At 67.9% G+C, this 23,766-nt stretch carries 20 protein-coding genes; 7 read left to right on the top strand and 13 right to left on the bottom strand.

What is annotated here, in order from left to right; all coding sequences use genetic code 11:
* The first annotated feature begins 59 nt into the window (after nucleotides 1–59).
* Nucleotides 60–587: a DUF2059 domain-containing protein gene (locus tag ACW5IY_RS00860; protein WP_010487093.1), complete on the top strand. Its 528-nt coding sequence runs from the start codon at nucleotides 60–62 to the stop codon at nucleotides 585–587.
* 70 nt (nucleotides 588–657) lie between these two features.
* On the opposite strand, the gene ACW5IY_RS00855 is transcribed toward ACW5IY_RS00860, so the two are convergent.
* The 4 genes from ACW5IY_RS00855 to ACW5IY_RS00840 all read right to left on the bottom strand — a co-directional run bounded on the left by ACW5IY_RS00855 (nucleotide 658) and on the right by ACW5IY_RS00840 (nucleotide 4,380).
* Nucleotides 658–1,401, bottom strand: a complete 744-nt coding sequence (locus tag ACW5IY_RS00855) for a pseudouridine synthase (RefSeq protein ID WP_049435455.1) — start codon at nucleotides 1,399–1,401, stop codon at nucleotides 658–660.
* Between the two features lie 107 nt (nucleotides 1,402–1,508).
* Entirely contained in the window at nucleotides 1,509–2,087 is a 579-nt protein-coding gene (locus ACW5IY_RS00850; protein WP_010487098.1) for an O-methyltransferase, read from the bottom strand.
* Nucleotides 2,088–2,092: 5 nt separating this feature from the next.
* Nucleotides 2,093–3,748 (bottom strand): ubiquinone biosynthesis regulatory protein kinase UbiB, encoded by a 1,656-nt coding sequence (gene ubiB / locus ACW5IY_RS00845; RefSeq protein WP_010487100.1) that lies wholly within the window; start codon nucleotides 3,746–3,748, stop codon nucleotides 2,093–2,095.
* A complete protein-coding gene (locus ACW5IY_RS00840; RefSeq protein ID WP_010487102.1) occupies nucleotides 3,745–4,380 on the bottom strand; it encodes a ubiquinone biosynthesis accessory factor UbiJ in 636 nt (211 codons plus the stop codon). The genes ubiB and ACW5IY_RS00840 overlap by 4 nt, the downstream gene beginning before the upstream one ends.
* Nucleotides 4,381–4,832: 452 nt before the next feature.
* Between ACW5IY_RS00840 and ddlA the strand changes: the two genes are divergently transcribed.
* The gene (gene ddlA / locus ACW5IY_RS00835; RefSeq protein ID WP_049435454.1) at nucleotides 4,833–5,927 is read left to right on the top strand and encodes a D-alanine--D-alanine ligase; all 1,095 of its coding nucleotides are present in this window, start codon (nucleotides 4,833–4,835) and stop codon (nucleotides 5,925–5,927) included.
* Nucleotides 5,928–6,070: 143 nt separating this feature from the next.
* Here ddlA and ACW5IY_RS00830 read toward each other — a convergent pair whose 3' ends face one another.
* From ACW5IY_RS00830 to oleC, 3 genes are all read right to left on the bottom strand, one after another.
* Nucleotides 6,071–6,226, bottom strand: coding sequence for a DUF1328 domain-containing protein (locus tag ACW5IY_RS00830; RefSeq protein ID WP_004153593.1), 156 nt, complete (start codon nucleotides 6,224–6,226; stop codon nucleotides 6,071–6,073).
* 82 nt (nucleotides 6,227–6,308) lie between these two features.
* Nucleotides 6,309–7,301: a 2-alkyl-3-oxoalkanoate reductase gene (gene oleD, locus ACW5IY_RS00825; protein WP_049435453.1), complete on the bottom strand. Its 993-nt coding sequence runs from the start codon at nucleotides 7,299–7,301 to the stop codon at nucleotides 6,309–6,311.
* Nucleotides 7,298–8,956, bottom strand: a complete 1,659-nt coding sequence (gene oleC / locus ACW5IY_RS00820; protein ID WP_049435451.1) for an olefin beta-lactone synthetase — start codon at nucleotides 8,954–8,956, stop codon at nucleotides 7,298–7,300. Before oleC ends, oleD begins: the two co-directional genes overlap by 4 nt.
* 104 nt (nucleotides 8,957–9,060) lie before the next feature.
* On the opposite strand from oleC, the gene ACW5IY_RS00815 reads away from it, so the two are divergent.
* Complete coding sequence (locus ACW5IY_RS00815) at nucleotides 9,061–9,492, top strand: YkgJ family cysteine cluster protein (RefSeq protein ID WP_029380125.1); 432 nt, start codon at nucleotides 9,061–9,063, stop codon at nucleotides 9,490–9,492.
* A gap of 76 nt (nucleotides 9,493–9,568) precedes the next feature.
* Here the strand turns inward: ACW5IY_RS00815 and ACW5IY_RS00810 are convergent, their stop codons facing one another.
* The 4 genes from ACW5IY_RS00810 to ACW5IY_RS00795 all read right to left on the bottom strand — a co-directional run bounded on the left by ACW5IY_RS00810 (nucleotide 9,569) and on the right by ACW5IY_RS00795 (nucleotide 15,064).
* Nucleotides 9,569–10,459, bottom strand: a complete 891-nt coding sequence (locus tag ACW5IY_RS00810; protein WP_049435450.1) for an alpha/beta fold hydrolase — start codon at nucleotides 10,457–10,459, stop codon at nucleotides 9,569–9,571.
* A gap of 140 nt (nucleotides 10,460–10,599) precedes the next feature.
* A complete protein-coding gene (locus tag ACW5IY_RS00805) occupies nucleotides 10,600–11,616 on the bottom strand; it encodes a 3-oxoacyl-ACP synthase III (protein WP_010487115.1) in 1,017 nt (338 codons plus the stop codon).
* A gap of 102 nt (nucleotides 11,617–11,718) precedes the next feature.
* Entirely contained in the window at nucleotides 11,719–12,036 is a 318-nt protein-coding gene (locus ACW5IY_RS00800; protein WP_005407628.1) for a DUF4156 domain-containing protein, read from the bottom strand.
* A 178-nt stretch (nucleotides 12,037–12,214) separates the two neighbouring features.
* Nucleotides 12,215–15,064 (bottom strand): M16 family metallopeptidase, encoded by a 2,850-nt coding sequence (locus tag ACW5IY_RS00795; protein ID WP_049435449.1) that lies wholly within the window; start codon nucleotides 15,062–15,064, stop codon nucleotides 12,215–12,217.
* A 415-nt stretch (nucleotides 15,065–15,479) separates the two neighbouring features.
* Here ACW5IY_RS00795 and ACW5IY_RS00790 point away from each other — a divergent pair, with 415 nt between their 5' ends.
* Both ACW5IY_RS00790 and ACW5IY_RS00785 read left to right on the top strand, forming a co-directional pair.
* Nucleotides 15,480–15,956, top strand: coding sequence for an XAC0231 family protein (locus ACW5IY_RS00790; protein WP_049435448.1), 477 nt, complete (start codon nucleotides 15,480–15,482; stop codon nucleotides 15,954–15,956).
* A 68-nt stretch (nucleotides 15,957–16,024) separates the two neighbouring features.
* Nucleotides 16,025–16,504: a tRNA (cytidine(34)-2'-O)-methyltransferase gene (locus ACW5IY_RS00785; protein ID WP_049435447.1), complete on the top strand. Its 480-nt coding sequence runs from the start codon at nucleotides 16,025–16,027 to the stop codon at nucleotides 16,502–16,504.
* 99 nt (nucleotides 16,505–16,603) lie between these two features.
* Here ACW5IY_RS00785 and ACW5IY_RS00780 read toward each other — a convergent pair whose 3' ends face one another.
* Complete coding sequence (locus tag ACW5IY_RS00780) at nucleotides 16,604–17,767, bottom strand: acyl-CoA dehydrogenase family protein (protein ID WP_049435445.1); 1,164 nt, start codon at nucleotides 17,765–17,767, stop codon at nucleotides 16,604–16,606.
* Between the two features lie 257 nt (nucleotides 17,768–18,024).
* Between ACW5IY_RS00780 and ACW5IY_RS00775 the strand changes: the two genes are divergently transcribed.
* Both ACW5IY_RS00775 and ACW5IY_RS00770 read left to right on the top strand, forming a co-directional pair.
* Nucleotides 18,025–19,701, top strand: a complete 1,677-nt coding sequence (locus ACW5IY_RS00775; protein WP_049435444.1) for an electron transfer flavoprotein-ubiquinone oxidoreductase — start codon at nucleotides 18,025–18,027, stop codon at nucleotides 19,699–19,701.
* 65 nt (nucleotides 19,702–19,766) lie between these two features.
* The gene (locus ACW5IY_RS00770) at nucleotides 19,767–20,168 is read left to right on the top strand and encodes a c-type cytochrome (RefSeq protein WP_049435443.1); all 402 of its coding nucleotides are present in this window, start codon (nucleotides 19,767–19,769) and stop codon (nucleotides 20,166–20,168) included.
* On the opposite strand, the gene ACW5IY_RS00765 is transcribed toward ACW5IY_RS00770, so the two are convergent.
* Nucleotides 20,162–23,758, bottom strand: a complete 3,597-nt coding sequence (locus ACW5IY_RS00765) for an ATP-binding protein (RefSeq protein ID WP_457326870.1) — start codon at nucleotides 23,756–23,758, stop codon at nucleotides 20,162–20,164. The genes ACW5IY_RS00770 and ACW5IY_RS00765 overlap by 7 nt on opposite strands.
* Nucleotides 23,759–23,766 lie beyond the last annotated feature (8 nt).

Here is a 23,766-nt window from a genome sequence, read left to right as displayed (position 1 = left end):
GCCGCCTTCGCCTTGGCTGCGGGTATGCTGGCCGTCCCATGTACTGCAGGAAGCCCCGCATGACCCGCACCGCACCCGCCCTGCCGTCCCTGCTGCGCCGCGCCGCCCTGCTGCTGGCGCTGGCCGTGGCCAGCGTTCCGGCCCTGGCCGCGCCGCCGACCGATGGCGACATCAACCGCCTGCTGTCCGCGTCACGTGCGCAGAGCATGATCGACACCATGCTGCCGCAGATCGAGGCGATGCAGCAGCAGCAGTTCCAGCAGGTGGCCGCACAGCGCCAGCTCAACGCCCAGCAGCAGGAACAGCTGAAGCGGATCCAGGCGCGGACCAGCCAGACCCTGCGCCAGGCCTTGTCGTGGCAGCAGCTGCGGCCGATGTACGTGGACCTGTACAAGAAGACCTTCAGCAAGGAAGACGTGCTGGCGATGGCCGAGTTCTACGAGAGCGCGGCCGGCCAGAGCCTGCTGGACAAGACCCCGGCGCTGATGCAGAACGTGATGGTGGCCATCCAGGCCCGCATGCAGCCGCTGTTTGCGGACCTGCAGAAGGATCTGGAAGCAATCGTCAACGAGCCGGAAAAGAAATAACGGGGTGCGCCGGGCCACGCCCGGCCGCTGGCTGTAGAGCCGAGCCCACGCCCGCCTTACCGCAGCAGCATCAGGCGTCGTCCACCTGCCAGCCGAACAGGTCCAGCGCCTTCTGGAACTCGCGGTCCAGCGGCGCACGCACATCCACCGTGCCACCGTCCGGATGCGGGAAGCGCAGGCGCTCGGCGTGCAGCAGCATGCGGTGCACGCCCTGCATGCGGAAGATGCGGTTGTGGCGGCCATCACCGTGGCTGGTGTCACCGATCATGTGATGCGACAGGTGCTTGAGATGCCGGCGGATCTGCCGGAAGCGCCCGGTCTGTGGCTGGCAGCGCAGCAACGCATAACGCGAGCTGGTGAACTCACCGACCGGCACCGACAGCTCGCCGGTGGCCAAGCGCTGGAAGTCGGTGACCGCCGGCTTCTTCACCGGCTTGCCGGGGCCGCCATCCAGGTCATGGTCGACCTGCCAGGAGAGCTCGGCCGGCCAGCCCCGGCAGACGGTCAGGTAGTCCTTCAGCACCTCGCCGCCCATCAGGGCCTTGCCCAGTGCACTGGCGGTCTCGCGGTCGAAGGCCAGCAACAGGCAGCCACTGGTGGCGCGATCCAGCCGGTGGACCAGGAAGATCGGGCGGCCCAGCTGCTCGCGCAGGCGGTCGGCCAGGAAGTCATCTTCGCCACGGGCCAGCTTGCTGTCGTGGACCATCAGCCCGGCAGGCTTGTTGACCACGGCCAGGCGTTCATCCAGGTGCAGCAGCTGCAGGGGCGCGGTGTCGGTCTCGACCGCGGCGAGGGTCTCGGGTTCGGTGCTCACCGCGGGATTATAAAGGCCTGCCTTCTGTAGAGCCGAGCCCACGCTCGGCGGCTCTGCGCGACCGGCAACAGCCTGCCAACCAAGGTTGGCACCTGCCTGTAGAGCAGTCAGGCGCTGCGTACGGCCAACAGCTCCCCATTGCCCACCGGCACCAGGCTGGTGCTGAAGTCCGGATCAGCCTCCAGCAGCGCCCGCAGCGGTTCCATCTGTTCCGCATGCGAGGTGGCGTTGTCCACCACCAGCAGGCCACCCGGGCGCAGCACGCGACGCAACTGCGGCCACCAGCCAGCGTATTGCCCGCGGTCCGAATCGAGGAACAGCAGGTCGACGCTGGCATCCGCGGCCAGCGCCAGCCACGGTCCTGCATCGTCGTGGACCAGCGTGATGCGATCGGCCAGGCCACTGCGCGCGAAGGTGTCACGCGCCATCGCCACCTTGTCCTCCGCGTATTCCAGCGTGGTCACGTGGCCGTCGATGGCGGCGGCGGCCTCGGCCAGCCACAGCGTCGAATAGCCGTTGGAGGTGCCGATCTCCAGCACCCGGCGCGCAGCGCCGAAGCGGACCAGCACGGACAGGAATTCACCTGTCTCCGGCGTGATGTTGAGCATGCGGCGGCCACGCGCGCTTTCGCGGGCGTCGTTGTCTGCGCCGAAGCGGGTCAGTTCGTCCTTGAGTGCCTGCAGCATGGGGCCTACTTCCACCACGCGCGCAGCAGCGCCACTGCGCCGACCGCACCAGACAGCCAGCTCCACGCCGGCACGTCGCCCCAGTACCAGCCCGGTGGCTGCAGCACATACATCAGTGCGGCGATGGCCAGCAGGCCGACGCCGGTGATCGCGCCGACCGCATGCTTCTGCAGGCGCTGCACGCTGGCATCCAGTGCGGCCAGGTCGCGCGAGCGCATCGACAGTTCGTGGCGACCTTCCACCTGCTGGGTCAGCCAGGCATGCACCAGGCGCGGCATGTCCGGCGCGTGGGTCATGATTTCCGGCAGGCGCTTGCCGATCTCGCGTACCACCCGGCGCGGGCTGTAGCGCTCGCGCAGGATCTTCGCCAGCACCGGCTTGGCCACTGCCCAGATGTCGATCTGCGGATCGAGCTGGCGGCCGACGCCTTCGATGTTCAGCAGGGTCTTCTGCAGCAGGATCAGCTGCGGCTGCAGGGTCAGCTGGTAACGCTGCGCCACGCGGAACAGCTTCATCAGCACTTCGGCCAGCGAGATCTGCGACAGCGGACGGGTGAAGTACGGCTCGCACACCGAGCGCACGGCCGCTTCCAGGTCATCGATGCGCACGTTGTCCGGCATCCAGCGCGCCTGCACATGCAGTTCGGCGATACGGCGGTAGTCGCGGTTGAAGATGGCCATGAAGTTCTCGGCCAGGTAGTACTGATCTTCCTGCGAGAGCTGGCCCATGATGCCGAAGTCCAGCGCGATGAAGCGCGGGTTGGCGCGACGCGACGGATCGGTGTCGACCCAGATGTTGCCGGCGTGCGCATCGGCATGGAAGAAGTTGTCGCGGAACACCTGGGTGTAGAACACCCGCACGCCCTTGGCGGCCAGCGCCTTGCGGTCGATGCCGGCCTTGTCCAGCGCGGCGATGTCGTCGGACGGAATGCCCCACACGCGCTCCAGCGTCAGCGCGCGCTCGGCGGTGTGGCTCCAGATCACTTCCGGCACGTACAGGTCGTCGCTGTTTTCCCAGAAGCGGCGCAGCACGCTGGCATTGGCGCCTTCGCGCTGCAGGTCCAGCTCGGCGGACAGGGTGTTTTCGACCTCGGCCACCACTTCGCGCGGACGGATCTTGTCGGCGCGCGGATGGGTGCGCTCGACCAGCGCGGCCAGCGAATTGAGCAGGGCGATATCGGCGTCGATCTGCTTCTCGATGCCCGGGCGCAGCACCTTGACCACGACCTGGCGGCCATCGGCCAGCGTAGCCGCGTGCACCTGCGCGATCGAGGCCGAGGCCAGCGGTTCGGTGTCGAAGCTGGCAAATGCCTCGCTGACCGGCAGGCCGAGCGCTTCCTCGACGATGCGACGCGCGGTCTCGCCATCAAACGGCTTGACCCGGTCCTGCAGCAGGGTCAGTTCGTTGGCCACATCCGGTGGGACCAGATCGCGGCGGGTGGACAGGATCTGGCCGAACTTGACGAAGATCGGGCCGAGATCCTGCAGCGCCAGGCGCAGGCGCGCACCACGCGACTGTGCGGCGATGTCGGCCGAGGCGCGCGGCACGAACGGCTTGGCCAGGCGCAACCAGCGCTCGGCCGGTGTGCCCTGCAGCAGGTCGTCGAGGCGGTAACGCAGGATCACCCGGCCGATGCGGCTGGCGCGCAGCACGGCCTTCATGCGGCACCCCGCAGGCGCTGTACGCGTGCACCCAGTCGCTCGACGTCGTCGCGCAGCACGTCCACGTCATCGTGGAAGGCATCCAGTTCAGCGCGCGGCACTACATCGCGCGATTCCTCGGTGATGAACTCGGCGGCGCTGTGGGCCAGGTCGACCGCGCTCTGGCGCGCGTGCTGCAGGGCGCTGCGCAGGGTGTTGGCGACCTGCACGCCCAGTACCTCGCCGAACACGCTGACGAACGGTTGCTGCCAGTCGGGGTCGAAGCCCTTGGCGAGCTGCTGCAGGCGGCGTGCCAGTTCGGCGTCGCCGGCCACGCGCACGCGACCCTTGCTGTTGGTGTCGCCGCGCCGTGCGTTGGCCAGCAGCGGCAGCTGCGCGAGCACGCCGGCCAGGCTGCTGCGCACGGCCAGGTCGGCTTCCTGCGCGTCCACCGGGCCGACCCGCAGCTGGTCGCCGTCGACGCTGATGCGCATGGCCAGCGACGGCGCTTCCAGGGTCAGATCGATATGCCGGCCATCCAGGCTGGTCAGCGCATGGCGGGTATCCGGATCCAGCGCCAGCGCGCGGTTCAGGGCGATCTGCAGGGCGCGGCCAGCGACCGGCTTGAGGGACTTGAGCAGGGAGAGAGCCATGTGTGCATTCTACCTGCGTGGGTGGGGGGCTTGGGCCGGGCTGCCGCCCGGCACCCGCAGAGGCACCGGCCGCTGGCCGGCAAGATCAACATCAAAAGCGGGCTATCCGTGGGATGGCGGGGTGGGTCCGGTTGCGGGGGACGCTGCAAGTACGTCCATGTAAGCTCGGTCGCCGCTTGCTCGTGTGCGCTGTCCTGCGCACACGGCAAGACCGGGGTTGGGCGTCCTGCCCAACCCGCCCGAGGCATGCCTCGGGCCCATGCGGCTCACGCCCCCGCAACCGGACCCACCCCGCCTTCGACAGGTTCCTGCTGCTGTTGGTGGGTGTCGACCTTGGTCGACACGGCAGATCGCCATGCGTGGATGGATTTCTGGTTCATCTGTGCCTCACGCGGAGGGCCGATGAAGGTTCATGCTATGAGGCCACGCAATGCACAGGACATCGCAACACCATGGCACGGACCCGGGTCGGCATCATCTTCGGTGGCAAGTCTTCCGAGCACGAAGTTTCGCTGCAGTCGGCGAAGAACATCCTCGATGCGCTCGATCGCGAGCGCTTCGAGCCGGTGCTGGTCGGTATCGACAAGCAGGGCCAGTGGCATCTGAGCCAGCCGGATACCTTCCTGATCAATGGCGATGATCCGTCGCGCATTGCGCTGCATCGGTCCGGCACGTCGCTGGCGGTGCGCCCGGGTGCAGAGCAGGGGCAGCTGCAGCCGCCCGATGCGGCCAGCGCGCTCGGTCAGATCGATGTGGTGCTGCCGATCGTGCACGGGCCGCTGGGCGAGGACGGTGCGCTGCAGGGGCTGCTGCGCATGGCCAACCTGCCCTTCGTCGGTTCACCGGTACTGGGCTCGGCGGTGGCGATGGACAAGGACGTGACCAAGCGCCTGCTGCGCGACGCCGGGCTGCAGGTGGCACCGTGGCTGTGCATCCGTCGCCATCAGGCGGCGGCAGTCGATGTCGATGCGGTGATCGCGCAGCTCGGCCTGCCGTTGTTCGTGAAGCCGGCCAACCAGGGTTCGTCGGTGGGGGTGAGCAAGGTCAAGGATGCAGCGGGCTTCGCCGAGGCGCTGGCATTGGCGCTGCGCTACGACCACAAGGTGCTGGTGGAATCGGCGGTGGTCGGCCGCGAGATCGAGTGCGCGGTGCTGGGCAACGAACATCCGCAGGCCAGCCTGTGCGGGGAAGTGGTGGTGCACGACGAGTTCTACGCCTACGACACCAAGTACATCAACGCCGATGGTGCCGAGGTGGTGGTGCCGGCGGATATCGATGCTGCAAGCCAGGCGCGGATCCAGCAGACCGCGCTGCAGGCCTACCAGGCGCTGGAGTGTGCGGGCATGGCGCGCGTGGATGTGTTCCTCACCGCAGACGGTGAGATCGTCATCAACGAGGTCAACACGCTGCCGGGCTTCACCCGCATCAGCATGTACCCGAAGCTGTGGGGCGCCAGCGGTGTGGACTACACCACGCTGATCACGCGGCTGATCGAACTGGCGCTGGAGCGCCATGAAGCCGATCGCGGCTTGCACAGCGCCGTGTAGCGGCGCTGTGTGTAGCGTCGAGCCATGCTCGACCCTGGAGATGCAGCCGAGCATGGCTCGGCTCTACAGGAGGCGTGCCGACCAACGGTCGGCACCCACCGGGAAGCGACGTGCCGGCCGGTGACCGGCACGTCCTGCAGGTTCTATCCGCGCTTGCGGAACATCGAGATCACTGCCAGTACCAGGAACACAACGAACAGGATCCAGGCAATGTTGCTGGCAGCACCGGCAATGCCGGAGAAGCCGAGCACGGCGGCGATGATGGCGATGACGAAAAAGATGACGGCGTAATGCAGCATGGCGCTCCTCGCAGATGTCCGGGCCGTTGGATGGCGTGGGTCCATCCTCCCGATCTGGCGGTGTGCAGCCAGTGACGGCGATCTATGCAGCAGATGAAGCCTTCAGCCTGCGCAGCCCTTCCTCGATGCTGACCCGCGGCACGTAGCCGAAGTCGCGGCGTGCCGGCTCCATGCTGTACCAGTGCGGCGTGCACAGCTGCTCGGCCAGGAAGCGGGTCAATGGCGGCTCGCCGCGCAGGCGCAGCAGCGGCCACAGGCGCTCGCAGACCGCACCGATGCGGTAGGCGGTCTTGAAGCTGATCGCCTTGTTCACCGTCGGCGCACCCACGGCGGCCAGCAGCTTGTTGACCAGCTCGCGCATCGGCAGCGGCTCACCGTTGGAGATGAAGTAGGCCTTGCCCGCACACGCGGCACCCGGCGCCAATGCCTCGAAAGCGAGGAAGTGCGCGAGCGCGGCGTTGTCGATGTAGGTGGTATCGACCTTGTTGCTGCCATCGCCCACCAGGCGCAGGCGACCCTGCCGTGCACGTTCGGCCAGGCGCGGCACCAGCTGCTGGTCGCCCGGGCCCCAGATCAGGCGCGGGCGCAGCGCCACCGTCGCCAACGCTGCGTCGTTGGCGGCCAGCACGCGCTGTTCGGCAATCGCCTTGGTCGCCGCATACGGGGCCTGGAAGTCCTCGCCGTAGGGCACTTCATCCGCGCCCAGGCCTTCCACTGGATGGGTGGCACGGTGCGTCACGCTGGGCGTGGAGGTATAGACCAAGCGGCTGATGCCATGCGCACGGCAGGCGGCGATCACATTGTCGGTGCCGACCACGTTGGCCTGGTGGTAGCTGTCATAGCTGCCCCAGGCGCCGGCCTTGGCACCGTTGTGGAACACCGCATCGACGCCGGCCACCGCGTGCAGCACCGCCTGCGCATCGGCCAGGTCGCCACGGATCTGGCCCACGCCCATCGCCTGCAGTTCCGGGTAATGGCTGCGGTTGAACGCCAGCACCTGGTGGCCACGCTCGACCAGCCCGCGGCACAGCGCCTGGCCAAGGAAACCACCACCACCGGTGACCAGGATCTTCATGCGCGCTTCTCCAGTTCGGCGCTGGCCCAGACGGCGAGCTTCTCGCGGCCGATCTTGGCGTTGTGACGGATATCGACGGGGAACGCCGGATGCACCAGGAAATGCTGCAGGCCGGCCTCAGGCGTGCGCGCTGCGGCATGCGCACGCAGCGCTTCCTGCAACGCCGGGCTGTCTGCCTGGCCACGCTGCAGTTCCACGCACAGCACCGGCACCTGTGCACCCGGGGCGCCGACACCGACCAGTGCAGTGCGCGCCACCCCGGCCACGGTGTTGAACACCGGCTCGACCTGCTCGGTGTATAGCGGTCCGCGCGCGGTTTCCACGCGCTGCGTCTTGCGTCCGCAGAACCACAGGCGGCCCTGCGCATCGAAGTAACCCACATCGCCCATGCGATGGACCACGCGCGTGCTGCCATCGGCCAGCGTCTCGCGGATCTTCGCTGCCGCCGTCGCCTGCGGGCGGTTGAAGTAGGTGTCGGTGGCGGTCGGCCCGGCTACGGTGATCTCGCCCACCTCGCCGGTGGACAGCACGCGCGCCTGCGACCAGTCCGGCAGCGGCGCGTCATCGATGGCGATGATGCGCACTTCGTTTGGCTCGACCACGCTGCCCACGCAGGTACCGGCACCTGCTTCGGTAGCAGCACGGGTGCGCTCCAGCTCGCGGCCCTCGACCACCGCCACCGGCAGGCACTCGGTGGCGCCATAGGGCGTCCAGAACTGCGCGTCGGCCGGCAGCAGGCTGCGGATGGTGGCGACCACGTCCGGCGGCACCGGCGCGCCCGCCGAGGTCACCCGGGTCACCGTCGGCAGCGGCCGGCCATGCTTCGCCAGCACCCGCATCAGCGCCGGCGAGCCGAACAGCTGGGTCACGCCGAAACGCTGGATGGCGTCGTGCAGGCGCGCCGGGTCGGCCTGCGCCGGCCGGGTCGGGTCCATGTCCGGGATCACCGAGGTCAGGCCCAGCGCAGGATCGAACAGCGCGAACGGCGGGAAGGTCGGCAGGTCCACCCCGCCCGCTTCCATGCCGAAGGCGCTGCCCAGCAGCTGGATCTGCCCGACGAAGTGGCGATGGCGGTAGACCACGCCCTTGGGCACGCCGGTGGAGCCGCTGGTGAACAGGATCGCCGCCATGTCCTCACCGTCGGTGGCGGCCAGCATCGCCCCCCCATTGGCGCCGGCGCGCTCCAGCGCGGCCAGGGTGGTTCCGCCCCAGCCGAGGCGGCGGCCGACGGTCACCAGGCGCGCCGCCGACGGTGCCCAGCGCAGCACCAGCCGCGCCACATGGGCCAGCGGAATGCCGATGAAGGCTTCCGGCTGCGCCTCGTCCAGGCACTGTTTCAGCGCGCGCCTGTCGATGCCCGGGTCGACCAGCACCGGCACCGCGCCCAGCTTGAACAGCGCGAACATCAACAGGAAGAACTCCGGCGAGGGCCGCACCATCACCACCGTGCGCACCCCGCGGCCGATCCCGTAGCCGGCCAGGCCGGCGGCCATGGCGTCGCTGCGGGCGTCCAGCTGGCGGTAATCCAGGGTGACGTCGTAGGCGGCCATGCCGTTGCCGGCGCCCCGGCGGCCGGGGCAGCGGATGGCGATCTGGTCGGGGCGTTCACGCGCCAGTTCAGGCAAACGGGCCGCAATATTGCAGGGTCGGTTCATCCGTTCATTGTCGCCGCTAACGGAATTTCTTGCGCGGCGGCCCACTTCGTGGAAAATCCGCACCCTCGTTCCTGATTCCGACTGCCGCCCGAGGCGGCTTGCCCATGCAACATCCCTGCATGACCTGCGGCGCCTGCTGCACCCAATACCGCGTGGCCTTCCACTGGATGGAATCAGACGAGGTCACCCCCGGTGGCGTGCCACACCAGCTCACCGAGGTGCTGGACCCGCATCGCCTGTGCATGCGCGGCACCCATTCCAAGCCGGTGCGCTGCGTGGCGCTGGATGCGCAGATCGGCGTGTATTCGCGCTGCACCATCCACCCCAACCGGCCCAGCGTGTGCCGTGAGGTGGATGCATCGTGGGAGTACGGCAAGGCCAGCCCGCAGTGCGACAAGGCGCGCATCGCCTATGGCCTGGATCCACTGACGCTGGCCGACTGGCGTTGGCGCGATGACGCCGACAATGATGACGATCATCCGGACGACAACGGCAACAGCCCGTCTTCGCCGCCGCAGGCGCCGGTCGCCGCATAATCCGGTGTGCCGACCAACGGTCGGCACCCACCCATACCTTCCACGTGTGGGTGCCGACCGTTGGTCGGCACACCTCTCAGATCGGGTTCTTGTCCAGGAACGCGCGGATCTCCGGCACCAGCACCTCGTGCTTGTCTTCCAGCACGTAATGCCCGGCATCCTCGAAGGCATGCACCTGGGCCCGCGGCAGCGCGGCCTGGAAGCCCTTCAGGAAGTGGTGGTCGAACACGAAGTCGCGCAGGCCCCAGCCGAGGAAGGCGGGGCGGTCGGCGAACGACGGCAGCGCCTTGCCGGCACGCTCCAGCAGCGACCACGCCCTGTCGGCCGGCGACAGCGGGATGTCCTGCATGAAGCGGATGGTGCTGATGCGGTTGGCGTAGCTGTTGTACGGCGACACGTAGGCGCGGCGCACGTCGGCCGGCATCTTCCGCTCCACGCCCAGCCACGAGGCGCCGGACGAGAATGCGTTGAAGCTGCGGATGATCCACTCGCCGATCTTCCAGTGGCGGCCCAGCGCGATCTGCCACGGCATCTTCTTCGCGGCCGGCATCGGGAAGGCGGCGGTGTTGAGCACCACCAGGCGCTTCACCTGGTCGTGGTGCGACAGCGCCCAGCCGAAGCCGATCATGCCGCCCCAGTCGTGCACGGCCAGGGTCACCGGACCGGTAATGCCCAGGTGCTTCAGCAGCGCATCAAGGTCGTCCACGCGCGACTGCAGCGTGTATTCGTAGCGGCTGTCGTCCGGCTTGTCCGACAGGCCCATGCCGATGTGGTCCGGCACGATGCAGCGGTACGTGTCCGAGAGGCCGGCCACCAGCGTGCGCCAGTAATAGCTCCACGACGGGTTACCGTGCACCATCACCACCACCTCGCCGTCGCGCGGGCCTTCGTCGAGATAGTTCATCGACAGGCCAGGGCGCACTTCGAAGCGCTGCGGGTGGGCGGGGTAACCGGGGAGATCGCGCATGCGGAGCACCTAAGGAGAATCGCGGCGCGGTATAGAGCCGAGCCGATGCTCGGCTGCTCTCCGGTCCGCTGCGGAAGAGCCGCGCTGCGCGCGTGAGCCGAGCATGGCTCGGCTCTACAGGAGGTCGGGCAGCGGGCTGCTTACCAGACCACTTCAGCCATCGAACAGTTCAGGCCCGAGCCGATGCCCAGAAGCGCGATGCGATCGCCCTTCTTCAGCTTGCCCAGCTGCTTGAGCTTGCTCAGCACGATCGGCACCGAGGCCGGGCCGATGTTGCCGTGCTCGCCGAAGATGGTCATGACCTTCTTCGGGTCGATGCCGAAGTTCTTGATGAACGCGGCCGTGTGCGGCTGGCTGACCTGGTGGATCACGAACTGGTCCAGCTCTTCCACGGCCCAGCCGAGTGCAATCTTGGCGGCGCTGAAGGTCTTCTGCGCCAGCTTGATGCCTTCGATCAGCAGCAGGCGGGTATCGGTGACCATGCGGTCCAGGTTGCCCAGGCACAGCTGGTTCCACTCGGTGGCCGAGCGGGTCACGCCGCCCTTGTAGCGCGGGGCGTCCGGCACCAGCTCCGAGCGCGCCATCACCATGGCCGCAGCACCCGAACCGGTGGTCAGCGCCGCCAGCTCGTTGCGGAAATCGTCAGCGGTGACGTCCGGGGCGGTCATGCGCTCCAGGGTCTTCTCGTACACCAGGTTGGCGGTCTCGCCATCCACCACCAGCGCGTAGTCGATATCACCGCGCTCGATCATGCGCGCCGCGATATCCATGCCGTTGATGAAGGCCAGGCAGGCATTGGCGACGTCGAAGGTCATGCATTCGTCGCTGACGCCGAGGTTGCCGGACACGATGGAGGCCGTGGACGGCTCCAGGTAGTCACGGCTGACCGAGGTGTTGACCAGCAGGCCGACCTGGGTCGCGGTGATGCCCGCGTCTTCCAGTGCCTTGCGGCCGGCCATGGTGGCGGCGTCCGACGCCAGCACGCCGTTGTCCCACAGGCGGCGGGCATGGATGCCGGCGATATCGCCGAGCACGTCGGTGCGGATACCGAGGCGATCCAACGTCGGCTGCAGGCGTTCGTTGATTTCCTTGGTCGTCAGCGTATGCGGCGCGTCGACGTGTGCCAGGCCGGCGATCGAGACATTCTTGAAGAGCATCGAGGTTAGCGCCAAGGCTCAGGCAAAAGGGGGCGCTATTCTATAACCCCCGGGCTTTCACCGCATCTTTACGAATTCAGCCTTGCCCGTATGGTGAAGCGTTCAGCGCGGCGGGCACTGGAAGGCGGCGAAGCGCTGGCTGCCATCGGCCGGGGCCGCAGCGGCCTGCACGGCATTGGCGCCGGCGCTCGGGGCCTCGTTGCGGGCCAGGGTTTCCAGCTCTTCCTGCACCCGCAGCGGGTTGCGGTTGTAGAAACCGACCTTGCTCTTCACGGTCACCACCACCTCGCCCTTGGCGATGCAGCCGGCGGGAACCGGGCCTGCCGGCAGCACGCGGGTCGCCTTGCCGGCCGGTTCGATCGGCACCCAGGTACAGGCGGTGACGGTGAGCAGCAGGGAGGAAAGCAGCAGAACGCGCATGGGCAGATCCTGGAAGGGTATGGGGGGGATTCTGCCTGAACAGCCTGAATCGGGGGTAGCCGGTGGGGGACGGATCCCCCGCAGGGCGCTCTGGCCCGTCTTCGGGTCAAGGAGTTGCCGGCCAGCGGCCGGCACTACCGGGGGAGCCGGCCCGCCCCATGGCGGGCCGGGTCTTGCCTTACTTCTTGACCGGGTTGCCTTCGGCATCGATCACCGTCACCTCGCCCAGGTTCAGCGCACGCACGGCCGCTTCGGTCTGCTTGAGGTCACCCACCACCACCCAGGTCAGGGCCTGCGGCTTGATCTCGGCGGCGGCCTGCTGCACCTGTGCCGGGGTCATCGACTCGATCTCGGCCTTGCGGCGCAGCACGTAGTCGTCCGGGCGCTTGAACTGCACGATCGAACCGATGGTCGACGCTACCGCGCTGGCGGTCTCGTAGGCACCGGGCAGGCTCAGGGTCTGGATGTTGCGGATGCGGTTGACCTCGGCGGCAGTGGCCGGCTTGCTGCCATCGGCGAACGCGGCGATTTCCTTGCGCATTTCCGCCATCGCCGGACCGGTCTTGTCGATCTGCACCGGCGCGCTGGCCATCCACGGGCGCTGGCCCACCGAATTGACCGCGCTGCTGCGTGCACCGTACGACCAGTGCTTGTCTTCACGCAGGTTCATGTTCAGGCGCGAGGTGAAGTCACCGCCGATCACGCCGTTGGCGATGTCGAAGCGGGTCGAGCTGGCAGCGCTCGAAGGCGCCACCACCTGGCCGGCGAACAGGTTGGCCTGCACCGCGCCCGGCTGGTCGATCAGGAACACGCGCGGGCCCTTCGGCAGCGCTACGTCGGTGGCCGCCTTCACCTGCGGGGCGTCGCCACTGGCCTTCCAGTCGCCCAGCTGCTTGTCCAGCAGCGGCACGATCTCGGCCAGGGTGGTGTCACCGACCACGATCAGGGTGCCGTTCTGCGGGCGCAGCCAGTCGTGGTGGAAGTCGACCAGGTCTTCGCGGGTCAGGCCATTGATCGCCGCTTCGTCACCGCTGCCGGTGAACGGAATGGCGTACGGGTGGCCCTTCCCGTACAGCAGCGGCGGCAGCACGCGCATCGCCACCGCACCCGGGTTGACCTTCTCCTGCTGGATGCCGGCGATCCAGCTCGCCTTGACCCGGTCGATCTCGCCCTGCTCGAAGCGCGGCTCACGCAGCAGGTCGCGGTACAGCGCCAGCGACGGTGCCAGGTTTTCCTTCAGCGCCGACAGGTCCACGCTCATCGAGTCCAGGCCGGCCGAGGCATCCAGGCTGGCACCCAGCGCGTCGGCGGCATCGGCGAAGGCCAGCGAGCCGAGCTTGCCGGCGCCTTCGGTCATCAGGCTCATGGTGAAGTTGGCGGTGCCCGGCTTGCGGCCCTGGTCGGCGCTGAAGCCGCCCGGGAACTGGTAGCTGAACTGCACCACCGGAATCTCGTGGCGCTCGGCCAGGATCACCTGGGTGCCGTTCTTCAGCGTGGCGCGCTGCAGCGCCGGGAACTTCAGCTGCGGGAACTCGCGGGTCTGCGGCACGCCGGCCTTGCGGTCGACCTGCTCGGGCAGGGTGCTGTACTTGGGGTCCACCGCCGGCACGTTGAACGGCTTCGGCGCCTGGCTCGGCTCTTCCTTCAGCGCCACGCGCTCACCCGGTGCGATCACCAGGGTGTGGCTGCCCGTGTCCAGCCACTGCGCGCCCAGCCGGCTCAGATCAGCAGCACTGGCCTTCTCGATGTTGGCCAGCGAGGTGCGGAAGCAGCCCGGGTCGCCGGTGAACACCGCGCACTCGGCCAGTGCGTCGGCCTTGCCGCCGAAGCCACCAATGCGCTCGATGCCGCGGATGAAACCGGCGCGGGCACCGGTCTTGGCGCGCTCCAGCTCGGCCGCGGTCGGGCCCTGCTTGATCAGGCGGTCCAGTTCCTCGTCGATGATCTTCTCGACCTTGGCCGGGTCCTGGCCCTGCTTGACCGTCGCCATGATCACGAAGTTCGAACCCAGCTGCGACGTCGACAGGCCCGACGCGATGCTGTCCACCAGCTTGTCCTGGTGCTGCAGGCGCTGGCTCAGGCGCGAGGACTTGGCACCGCCCAGCACCTGCGCGAACAACTGCAGCTGATCGACATCGGTGGTGCCGACCTGCGGCACGTTCCAGGCGCGGTAGATGCGCGCCTGCGGCACCTTGTCGGTCATCGTCTCGCGCGTGTCGGCGCTGCGCTTGGCCACGTTCACTGCCGGCTGCGCCATGGTCGGGCCGGCCGGGATGGCGCCGAAGTACTTGCCGACCTTTTCCTTGGCGGTGGCCAGGTCGATGTCGCCGGCCAGCACCAGCACCGCGTTGTTCGGGCCGTACCAAGTGCGGAACCAGGTCTTCACGTCATCCAGCGACGCCGCGTTCAGATCGTTCATCGAACCGATCACGCCGTGGTGGTACGGGTGGCCAACCGGGTACAGCGCCTTGTTGAGCTGGTCCCAGGCCTGGCCGTAGGGCTGGTTCTCGCCCTGGCGCTTCTCGTTCTGCACCACGCCACGCTGCTCGTCCAGCGCCGCCTGGTCGATCGCACCGACCAGATGGCCCATGCGGTCCGATTCCATCCACAGCGCCATGTCCAGCGCGGTGGTGGGCACGTTCTCGAAGTAGTTGGTGCGGTCGGTATTGGTGGTGCCGTTCTGGTTGGTGGCACCGACCTGCTTGAACGGTTCGAAGAATTCGCCGTCGTGGTTTTCGCTGCCCTGGAACATCAGGTGTTCGAACAGGTGCGCGAAGCCGGTACGGCCAGCCGGCTCGTCCTTGCTGCCCACGTGGTACCAGACATTGACCGCGACGATCGGCGCCTTGCGATCGGTATGCACGATCACGCGCAGGCCGTTGGGCAGGGTGAACTGCTCATACGGGATATCGACCTTGGCCGGTGCGGCCGGCTTGGCCGCCAGCGCATGGGAAGGCACAAGCGTGCCCAGGGCGGTGCTGAGGGCGACGGCCAGCAGTGCAGCGCGCGGGCGAAGGGCGAGAGACATATCCGGATCCTTGGTCACATAGGTGAACCCCGATCCTAGCCTGCGCACGCAGCGGCAGGAATCGGCCAGCAGTCACTGGGGGTGTTTGCCCCTGTGCCCCATCCGCGGCGCCGATCTGCCCTGCCTGACCCGTCACATGCGCCCGCCAGGAACGTCCGGACAGTGTCCGCGGCGCATCGAATGGACAGGTGTCCGCCCACCGGACACTTTCCGATCCGAACAAAACCCTTGCAAATCAACAACTAAAAGTTGGCACGAGGATTGCTTGGTACTTCCTGCGCCAGGAAGGGCTTCAGACGAAAGCTGACTGAAGACTGAACAAATGCAGGAAATCGAAAATTTTCCTTGCATGCCCAGAATCGGTGTACTACCTTACTACCACACCGCTGATCACCAACACTAAACAGGCCCCGTCATGAACGCCAAGACCATTGCCATCGCCATCGCCCTGATTGCCGGCACCGCGGTTGTTTCGTCGGTGCAGGCCTCCGAATCCATCAAGACGCTGTCCACCGTGCAGGTCCGCCCGGCCGCCGACCAGCTGGCCCAGCAGGCCTGGGAACAGGCCAGCGGCATCCCGACCCTGGCCACCGTGGAAGTGCGCCCGAGCGCCGACCAGCTGGCCGAGCGCAACGGCTACGTCGCCACCCCGGTTGCGGCCGCGATGCCGATCACCACCCTGGCCTCGGTGGAAGTGCGCCCGAGCCTGGAACAGCGCGTCGCCCTGGCCGCCGAAATGGAAGCCCAGCGCTACGCCGCGACCCTGGCTGCCGCCGCCACCAACGTCGCCAACTCGGTCATCGTCAACCTGCCGGCCCTGCAGGTGCGTCCGAGCGCCGCCGACCTGCAGGCCCTGGCCACCGAAACCGCCCAGGTCCTGCTGCGCCCGTAAGCGGTGCCGCCCTGCCAGCGCAGGGCGTGCGCCGTAAAGGCAGCCGCCGTCGCAGGTACACTGCGCCGATGAATGCCGCGCCCCAGTTCCACGTGATCCTGTTCCAACCGGAAATCCCGCCCAACACGGGCAATGTGATCCGGCTCTGTGCCAACACCGGCGCGCAGCTGCACCTGGTCGAGCCGCTCGGCTTCGCACTGGAAGACAAGCAGCTCAAGCGCGCCGGCCTGGACTACCACGAGTACTCGCGCCTGCAGGTGCACCCCGACCTGGATACCGCGCTGGCGCGGATCGCACCAAAGCGGTTGTTCGCCCTGAGTACGCGTGCCAGCGTCCGCTATGACAGCGTGGCGTTCGAAGACGGTGATGCGTTCCTGTTCGGCCCCGAAAGCCGCGGCCTGCCGCAGGACGTGCTCGATGCATTGCCCGATGGCCGCCGCCTGCGCCTGCCGATGCGGCCGGACAACCGCAGCCTCAATCTTTCCAACACCGTGGCCGTAGTGGTGTACGAAGCGTGGCGCCAGCACGGCTTCGCCGGCGGCGCGTGAAAGAAACCAGCCGAGCATGGGCTCGGCTCTACACGTACGCTCCTGTAGAGCCGAGCCCGCGCTCGGCTCCCCCGTATCGCGTCCGGAAACCGGATAGCGTCAAAACGCGTTGATGCCGGTCAGCTCACGCCCGATCACCAGCTGGTGCACGGTCTCGGTGCCTTCATAGGTGATCACCGATTCCAGGTTCAGCGCATGCCGGATCGCCACATGCTCGGTGGTGATACCGGCGCCGCCCAACAGGTCGCGGCATTCGCGGGCGATGTCGATGGCCATGCGGCAGTTGTTCCACTTGGCCAGGCTGACCTGCTGCGGCTGCAGCTGGCCGGCTTCCTTCAGGCGGCCCAGCTGCAGGGCCAGCAGCTGCGCGGTGGTGATGCGGCGGGCCATCTCGGCCAGCTTGATCTGCGCACTCTGCGTGGCCGCCAGCGGGCGGCCGAACAGCACGCGCTCCTTGGCATAGCCCAGTGCTTCATCCAGGCAGGCAATCGCCGCACCGATCGGGCCCCAGCTGATGCCGTAACGGGCCTGGGTCAGGCAACCCAGCGGCCCCTTCAGTCCCTTCACGTTCGGCAGGCGGTGGCTGTCGGGGACGCGCACGTCGTCAAAGAACAGCGCGCCGGTCAGCGACGCGCGCAGGCTCATCTTGTGCTTGATTTCCTGCGTGGTGAAGCCGGCCATGCCCTTTTCCAGCACAAAGCCCTGGATACCATCCTCGGTCTGTGCCCAGACGATGGCCAGATCGGCTACCGGGCCGCTGGTGATCCACATCTTGCTGCCACTGATGCGCCAATCACTGCCATCGCGCACCGCGCGGGTCTTCATGCTGGCCGGGTCGGAACCGCCGTGCGCCTCGGTCAGGCCGAAACAGCCGATCAGCTCGCCGCGTGCCATCGCCGGCAGCCACTGCTGGCGCTGTTCCTCGCTGCCATAGGCGTAGATCGGGTACATGCACAGCGAGCTCTGCACCGAGACGAAGCTGCGTAGGCCGGAATCGCCGCGCTCCAGCTCCTGGCAGATCAGGCCGTAACTGACCGCACCGAGGTCGCCACCGCCGTACTGCGCCGGCAGGGTTGCGCCAAGCAGGCCCAACGAAGCGATCTCCGGCACCAGTTCGTCGGGGAAACGCGCCTGGTCGAACGCATCGCCGATGATCGGCAGCACGCGTTCGTTGGTGAAGCGGGCGACGCTCTCCTGTACGGCGCGCTCTTCCTCGTTGAGCAGGGAACGGACATCGAACAGATCGTACGGATGCAAAGCCATGGCACTCACACGCAGTCAGGACCCGGCCATTGTCGGTCATCCGGGCAGAGCGTGCCGACCAGGGTCGGCACCCACCAGAGCTGCACCGCTACGCTGCACCGCAGCAATCATGACGTGAACATCGCCGATCTAGCTCGATCACGCGCGGCCCGGTACCCTGACACATTCAAACAACCGTTTCGCCCGTGGCCGCACGCGCGATTCCCAGGCACCGCCGGTGGCCCCGATGCCGGCCCTACCCACGAGTCATGCAATCGATGAGCGCTGAAGCCAACGCCCTGCCCCCGCGTGAAGTAATGGAGTTCGACGTGGTGATCGTCGGCGCCGGCCCCGCCGGCCTGGCCACCGCGATCCGCCTGCGCCAGCGCGCGATCGAAGCCGGCCGCGAGCTGTCGGTGTGCGTGCTGGAAAAGGGCTCCGAACCGGGCGCGCACGTACTGTCCGGTGCGGTGATGGACCCGCGCGCACTGACCGAACTGTTCCCGGACTGGGCCGAACGCGGCGCACCGCTGAAGCAGAAGGTCACCCGCGACGAATTCCTGTTCCTCAGCGAAACCGGCGCACGCAGCACGCCCAACGCACTGCTGCCGGAGTGCTTCCACAACGAAGGCAACTACATCATCAGCCTCGGCGAAGTGACCCGCTGGCTGGCGCAGCAGGCCGAGGCGCTGGAGGTTGCGATCTTCCCCGGCTTCGCGGCCGCCGAAGTGCTGTACGGCGACAACGGCGAAGTGATCGGCGTGGCGACCGGCGACATGGGCATCGAGAAGGACGGCAGCATCGGCCCGGCGTTCGAGCGCGGCATGGCCCTGCAGGCCAAGTACACGATCTTCGCCGAAGGCGCGCGCGGCCACCTCGGCCGCCAGCTGATCGCCCGCTACAGGCTGGATGAAGGCAAGGACCCGCAGGCCTACGGCATCGGCATCAAGGAACTGTGGCAGATCGACCCGGCCAAGCATGAGCCGGGCCTGGTGGTGCATGCCGCCGGCTGGCCGCTGGACAGCGATACCTACGGCGGTGCGTTCCTGTACCACGCCGACGGCGGCAAGGTCGCCATCGGCTACGTGGTCGGCCTGGACTACAAAAATCCGTGGCTGAGCCCGTTCGAGGAATTCCAGCGCTTCAAGACACATCCGTCCATCCGCAAGCACCTGGAGGGTGGCACCCGCATCGGTTACGGCGCGCGTGCGATCACCGCCGGTGGCCTGCTGTCGCTGCCGAAGACGGTGTTCCCGGGTGGCGCACTGGTCGGCTGCGAGGCCGGCTACCTCAACGCCAGCCGCATCAAGGGCAGCCACGCGGCGATCAAGACCGGCATGCTGTGCGCCGACGCCGCGTTCGACGCGCTGGCCGCCGACCGCCAGCACGATGAACTGAGCGCCTACCCGAAGGCATTCGAAGCCAGCTGGCTGTTCACCGAACTGCAGCAGGCCAAGAACTTCAAGCAGTGGTTCAAGAAGGGCCAGACCGTGGCCACGCTGATGACCGGCGTGGAGCAGTGGCTGCTGCCCAAGCTGGGCGTGCGCAATCCGCCGTGGACGCTGCACCGCACCCAGCCGGACCACGTCTGCCTGGAACCGGCGTCCAAGCACACCCGCATCGCCTACCCCAAGCCGGATGGCGTACTGACCTTCGATCGTCTCAGCTCGGTGTTCCTGAGCAGCACCAACCACGACGAGAACCAGCCCAGCCACCTGACGCTGAAGGATCCGAGCATTCCGGTGAAGGTGAACCTGGCCGAGTACGCCGGTCCCGAAGCACGCTACTGCCCGGCCGGCGTGTACGAGTTCGTCGGTGAAGCCGACAGCGCGCGCCTGCAGATCAACGCGCAGAACTGCGTGCACTGCAAGACCTGCGACATCAAGGACCCGACCCAGAACATCGTCTGGGTGACCCCGCAGGGCGGCGGCGGCCCGAACTACTCGGGCATGTGATCGCCACGGGCTGCGACCGCGCGTCGCAGCCCGTCGGTTGCCGCGCAGCGCTATCCTGCCCGCCCATGCGTGCTTCCCGCCTGCTCATCGCCGTTGCCGTGGCGCTGGTCGCCACGGCCTGCCAGCGCCCGCCTGCAGCACCCGCCACGCCGGAACAGGCGCGCCAGCAGGCCATGCAGCGTGCGTTCGAACTGTGTGCCGGCTGCCACACCGTACAGCCCGGCGGCATCCACCGCTTCGGGCCGAACCTGCACGGCGTGATCGGTCGTCGCGCCGGCAGCCTGCCCGACTACGGCTATTCCGACGGCATGCGCCGCGCCGACATCACCTGGACCGCGCAGACCCTGGATGCGTTCCTGCAGTCGCCCACCCACGTGGTGCCCGGCACGCGCATGTACAACGCTTTCCCCAGCGCAGAACGCCGCGCGCTGGTGATCGCCTACCTGCAGCAGCAGCCGGCTCAGTGAGCCAGGCGCTGCAGTTGCTGCTGCAGCCGCGCGACGAACCCCGCCACCGCCTCGAACAACGGCTCCGGATCGGTCTCGGCTGCGTCCTGCAGGCGCTCGACCAGGGCATTGGCCTGCCCGGCCAGCACCGTCGCTCCCACCGCGCCCAATCCACCGGCCTGACGATGCAGGTGCAGTGCGGCAGACATGCGGTCACCGGCCTGCACGGCGCGCTGTACGCCCGCCAGATCACCTTCGCTGGCCTGCACCAGGCTGTCGCGCAGCTGCTCGGCCAACGCCCGCGAGCCGAAGCGCCGCTGCAGGCTGTCCAGATCGGGCAGCGTCCCACCATCGTCGGCAGCGGACTCGGCCAGCTCCTCGAACGACTGTCCCTGCGCCTGCGGCAACCAGCGCAGCAGCGCGGTACGCAGCGTGGCCAGTGACAGCGGCTTGGCCAGCACTTCGTCCATGCCGGCCTCGCGGCAACGACGCGCATCGTCGTCCAGCACACTGGCGGTCAGCGCCAATACGGTCAACCGCGGCTGGCCGTTGCGGCCCTCGCGTTCGCGCAGCAGGCGGGTGAATGCGAAGCCATCCAGCACCGGCATCCGGCAATCGGTGATGACCAGATCGAACGGCTCCGACGCCAACCGATCCAGCCCCTGCTGGCCATCGCCGACCAGCACATGCGGCACGCCCAGTTGCTGCAGGCGCCAGGCCATCATCGCCTGGTTGGTCGGATGATCTTCGATCACCAGCACGCGTGCCTCGCGCAGCGCCGGCGGCAGCAGCGACGCCTGCTCCTGCTCAGCGACCAGCGCCTCAACATCACCACTGCCGGCTTCCACCAGCGACAGCCGCACCTCGGCGCGGGTGCCCTCACCCAGCGTGCTGTGCAGCTCCAGCTCGCCGTCCATCATCTGCACCAGGCGCTGGCAGATGCTCAGGCCCAGGCCGGTACCACCATGGTCGCGCTGGATGTACGCACCGGCCTGGGTGAACGGCGCAAACAGGTGCTGCAGCTGTTCCGGTGCGATACCGATGCCGGTGTCGGTGACGCTCAGGCACAGCGGCTGGCTGCCGTCCTCGGCGGTCGGCCCCAGCACTTCCAGCCGCAGCCGCACTTCGCCGCGCACGGTGAACTTGATCGCGTTGCTGAGCAGGTTGAACACGATCTGACGCAGGCGCACACCATCCACTTCGTGCGCGGCCGCCAGCTGCGGGTCGATCTGCACGTGCAGGTCCAGCCCGCGCGCACTGGCCTGCGCCGACAACAACCGGCACACGCTTTCCAGCAATGGCCGCAGCGGCTGCGGCACCGGTTCCAGGCGCAGCGCGCCGGCCTCCAGCCGCGAGTAATCGAGGATATCGTCGAGGATCTGCCGCAGCATCTGCGCCGAATCCTCGATCACCCCCAGGATGCGCTGCTGCTCGGCATCCAGCGGCGAATGCGCCAGCACTTCCAGCATGCCCAGCACGCCACTCATCGGCGTGCGGATCTCATGGCTCATGGTTGCCAGGAAACGCGACTTGGCTTCCGCGGCCTGTTCGGCGTCGGCCTTGGCCGCAGTCAGGGCCTCGGCCTGCGCACGCGCCTCGCTGACATCCACCCAGTAACCACTCCAGGTCACCGCACCTGCTTCGGCCGCATAGGGATGGGCCTGGCTGCGCACCCAGCGCGCGCCGGCACCTTCAGGTCGCAGCCGGAATTCCAGAATGAGCGGTGCGAACTGGCGCGCCGCCTGCTCGACCGAATGCAGGATGTGCTCGCGGTCGTCTTCCTCGATGCGCTCCAGCAGGCACCTTGCATCCTGTTCGGCCTGCTGCCGGCTGATTCCGAACAACGCCTGCAGGTCACCGGCAATGAACGGGAAGCTGAGGGTTCCGTCTGCCGCACGGCGCGCCTGATAGACCACGGCGGGCAGGTTGTCGGTGACTTCGGCCAGGCGCTGTTCGAGATGACGTCGCCCGGCCACCTCGCGGCGCAGCCGCCAATGCCCGATGGCGTGCACCAGCAGCGCGGTGAGCAGCACCAGCAGCAGCGGCACGCCCCAGCGCGCCACGCTGGTCCAGTCGAGCCCGTTGCGATACTCGACGGCCAGCCAGTCGCCGCGCAGGGCCTCGCGCTGGCGTGGGGTCATCTGCAGCAGCAGGCGGTCGAAAGTGGTGGCCAGGGCGGCATGGCGGCGCTCGACAGCCAGCACCAGCTGATCGTTGAAGCCAGCCGGTGCGGCCACCTGCAGGCGCCCCGGGAAGCGGCTGCGCAGCAGATGGTCAACCACGGCCAGATTGCCTACATAGGCATCGGCGTCGCCATTGATCAGGCGCTGCAGGGCCTGTTCCACGCTGCGCGCCGCGATGATCCGGGCCTGCGGTGCCTGCTGCAGCACATAGCCACGCACACGCTCCGGATCGGACAGCAGCACCCGCCTGCCCTGCAGGTCGGACAGGCCCAGCAGCGCCGGGCTGTCACGCTGGCTGACGATCACGTTCGGCACGCTGATGAAGGGCTGGCTGAACACCCAGTCCGGGCCCAGGTAGCGCGAATCGGCAGGAATGCCCATTACCGCCTGCAGCTCGCCGCGGCGTGCCTTCTCGCGCACCTCGTACCAGTCATGGCTGTTTTCCACCTGCAGGTTGGCGCCGGCCTGCAGCAAACGCCGCAGGTATTCGCTGGCCAGGCCGCTGGGTCTGCCATCCTGGTCCGCGAACGACAGCGGCGCCGCGTTCGGCGCGAAGCCGATCTTCAACGGCTGCTCCAGTACCCGCTTCTCGGCCTGGCTCAGCGCCAGCTGTGCCGATGCCGACCACCGCGGAGGTGGCAGCCAGCGCTGCACCAGCGCATCGCGCTGGGCCTGGCTGGTCGCGGCCAGCGCCAGGTCCAACGCTTCGGCCAGCGGCTGCTTGCTGTTGGGAATGCCGAAGTGCAGCCGTTCGGGCGGCAGATCGCTGGGGCGCAGCAGCACGACCCCCTGCAGGTCCTCGCGGGCGATCAGTTCGGTGGCTACGTAGGCATTGCCGATGTAAACGTCAGCCTTGTCGTCTCTGACCATCTCCAGCGCCGCCAGCGAGCTGTTTGCGACAAGCTGTCGTGCCCGGGGGAAGCGCGCCCGCACCTGCGGGCCGGTCAGGAAGTCCTGCTCGATCACCACCCGCAGTCCATCCAGGTCGGGAATGTCGGAGGCACGCAGGTCATCCGGGCGTCCCACCAGGGCCAGCGGCGCCTCGCCATAGGCGGCGGTATAGACCATGCAGCGGGTGCGGTCGGCACTGAGACCGACATTCATCACCACGTCGATCTCACCACGACATGCCGCATCCAGCACGGATGTCCAGTCGGAATAGCGCCTCGCCTCGACCTTCATGCCTAGCTGACGGGCGAGAAGCGACAGATAATCGGGTCCCAGGCCGACCTGCTGGCCATCACGGAGGGACTCGAACGGCGGCCAGCCACTGTCATACTGGCCCACGACGATGCTCGGATGCGCGGCAAGGTACTCGCGCTGCAGCGGCGTGAGCGACAACGGTCCAGGCACCGCCTGTGCCAGCGCCGCAGGCAACGCCAGCACGGCCAGCAGCAGGACCAGCCCGCGAACAGCCCAGCTACGCATCGGCGTCG

This window comes from Stenotrophomonas sp. C-A (genome assembly GCF_054030835.1).
The sequence above is the reverse complement of the archived record's forward strand: the minus strand, read 5'-3'. Positions and strand labels throughout refer to the sequence as shown.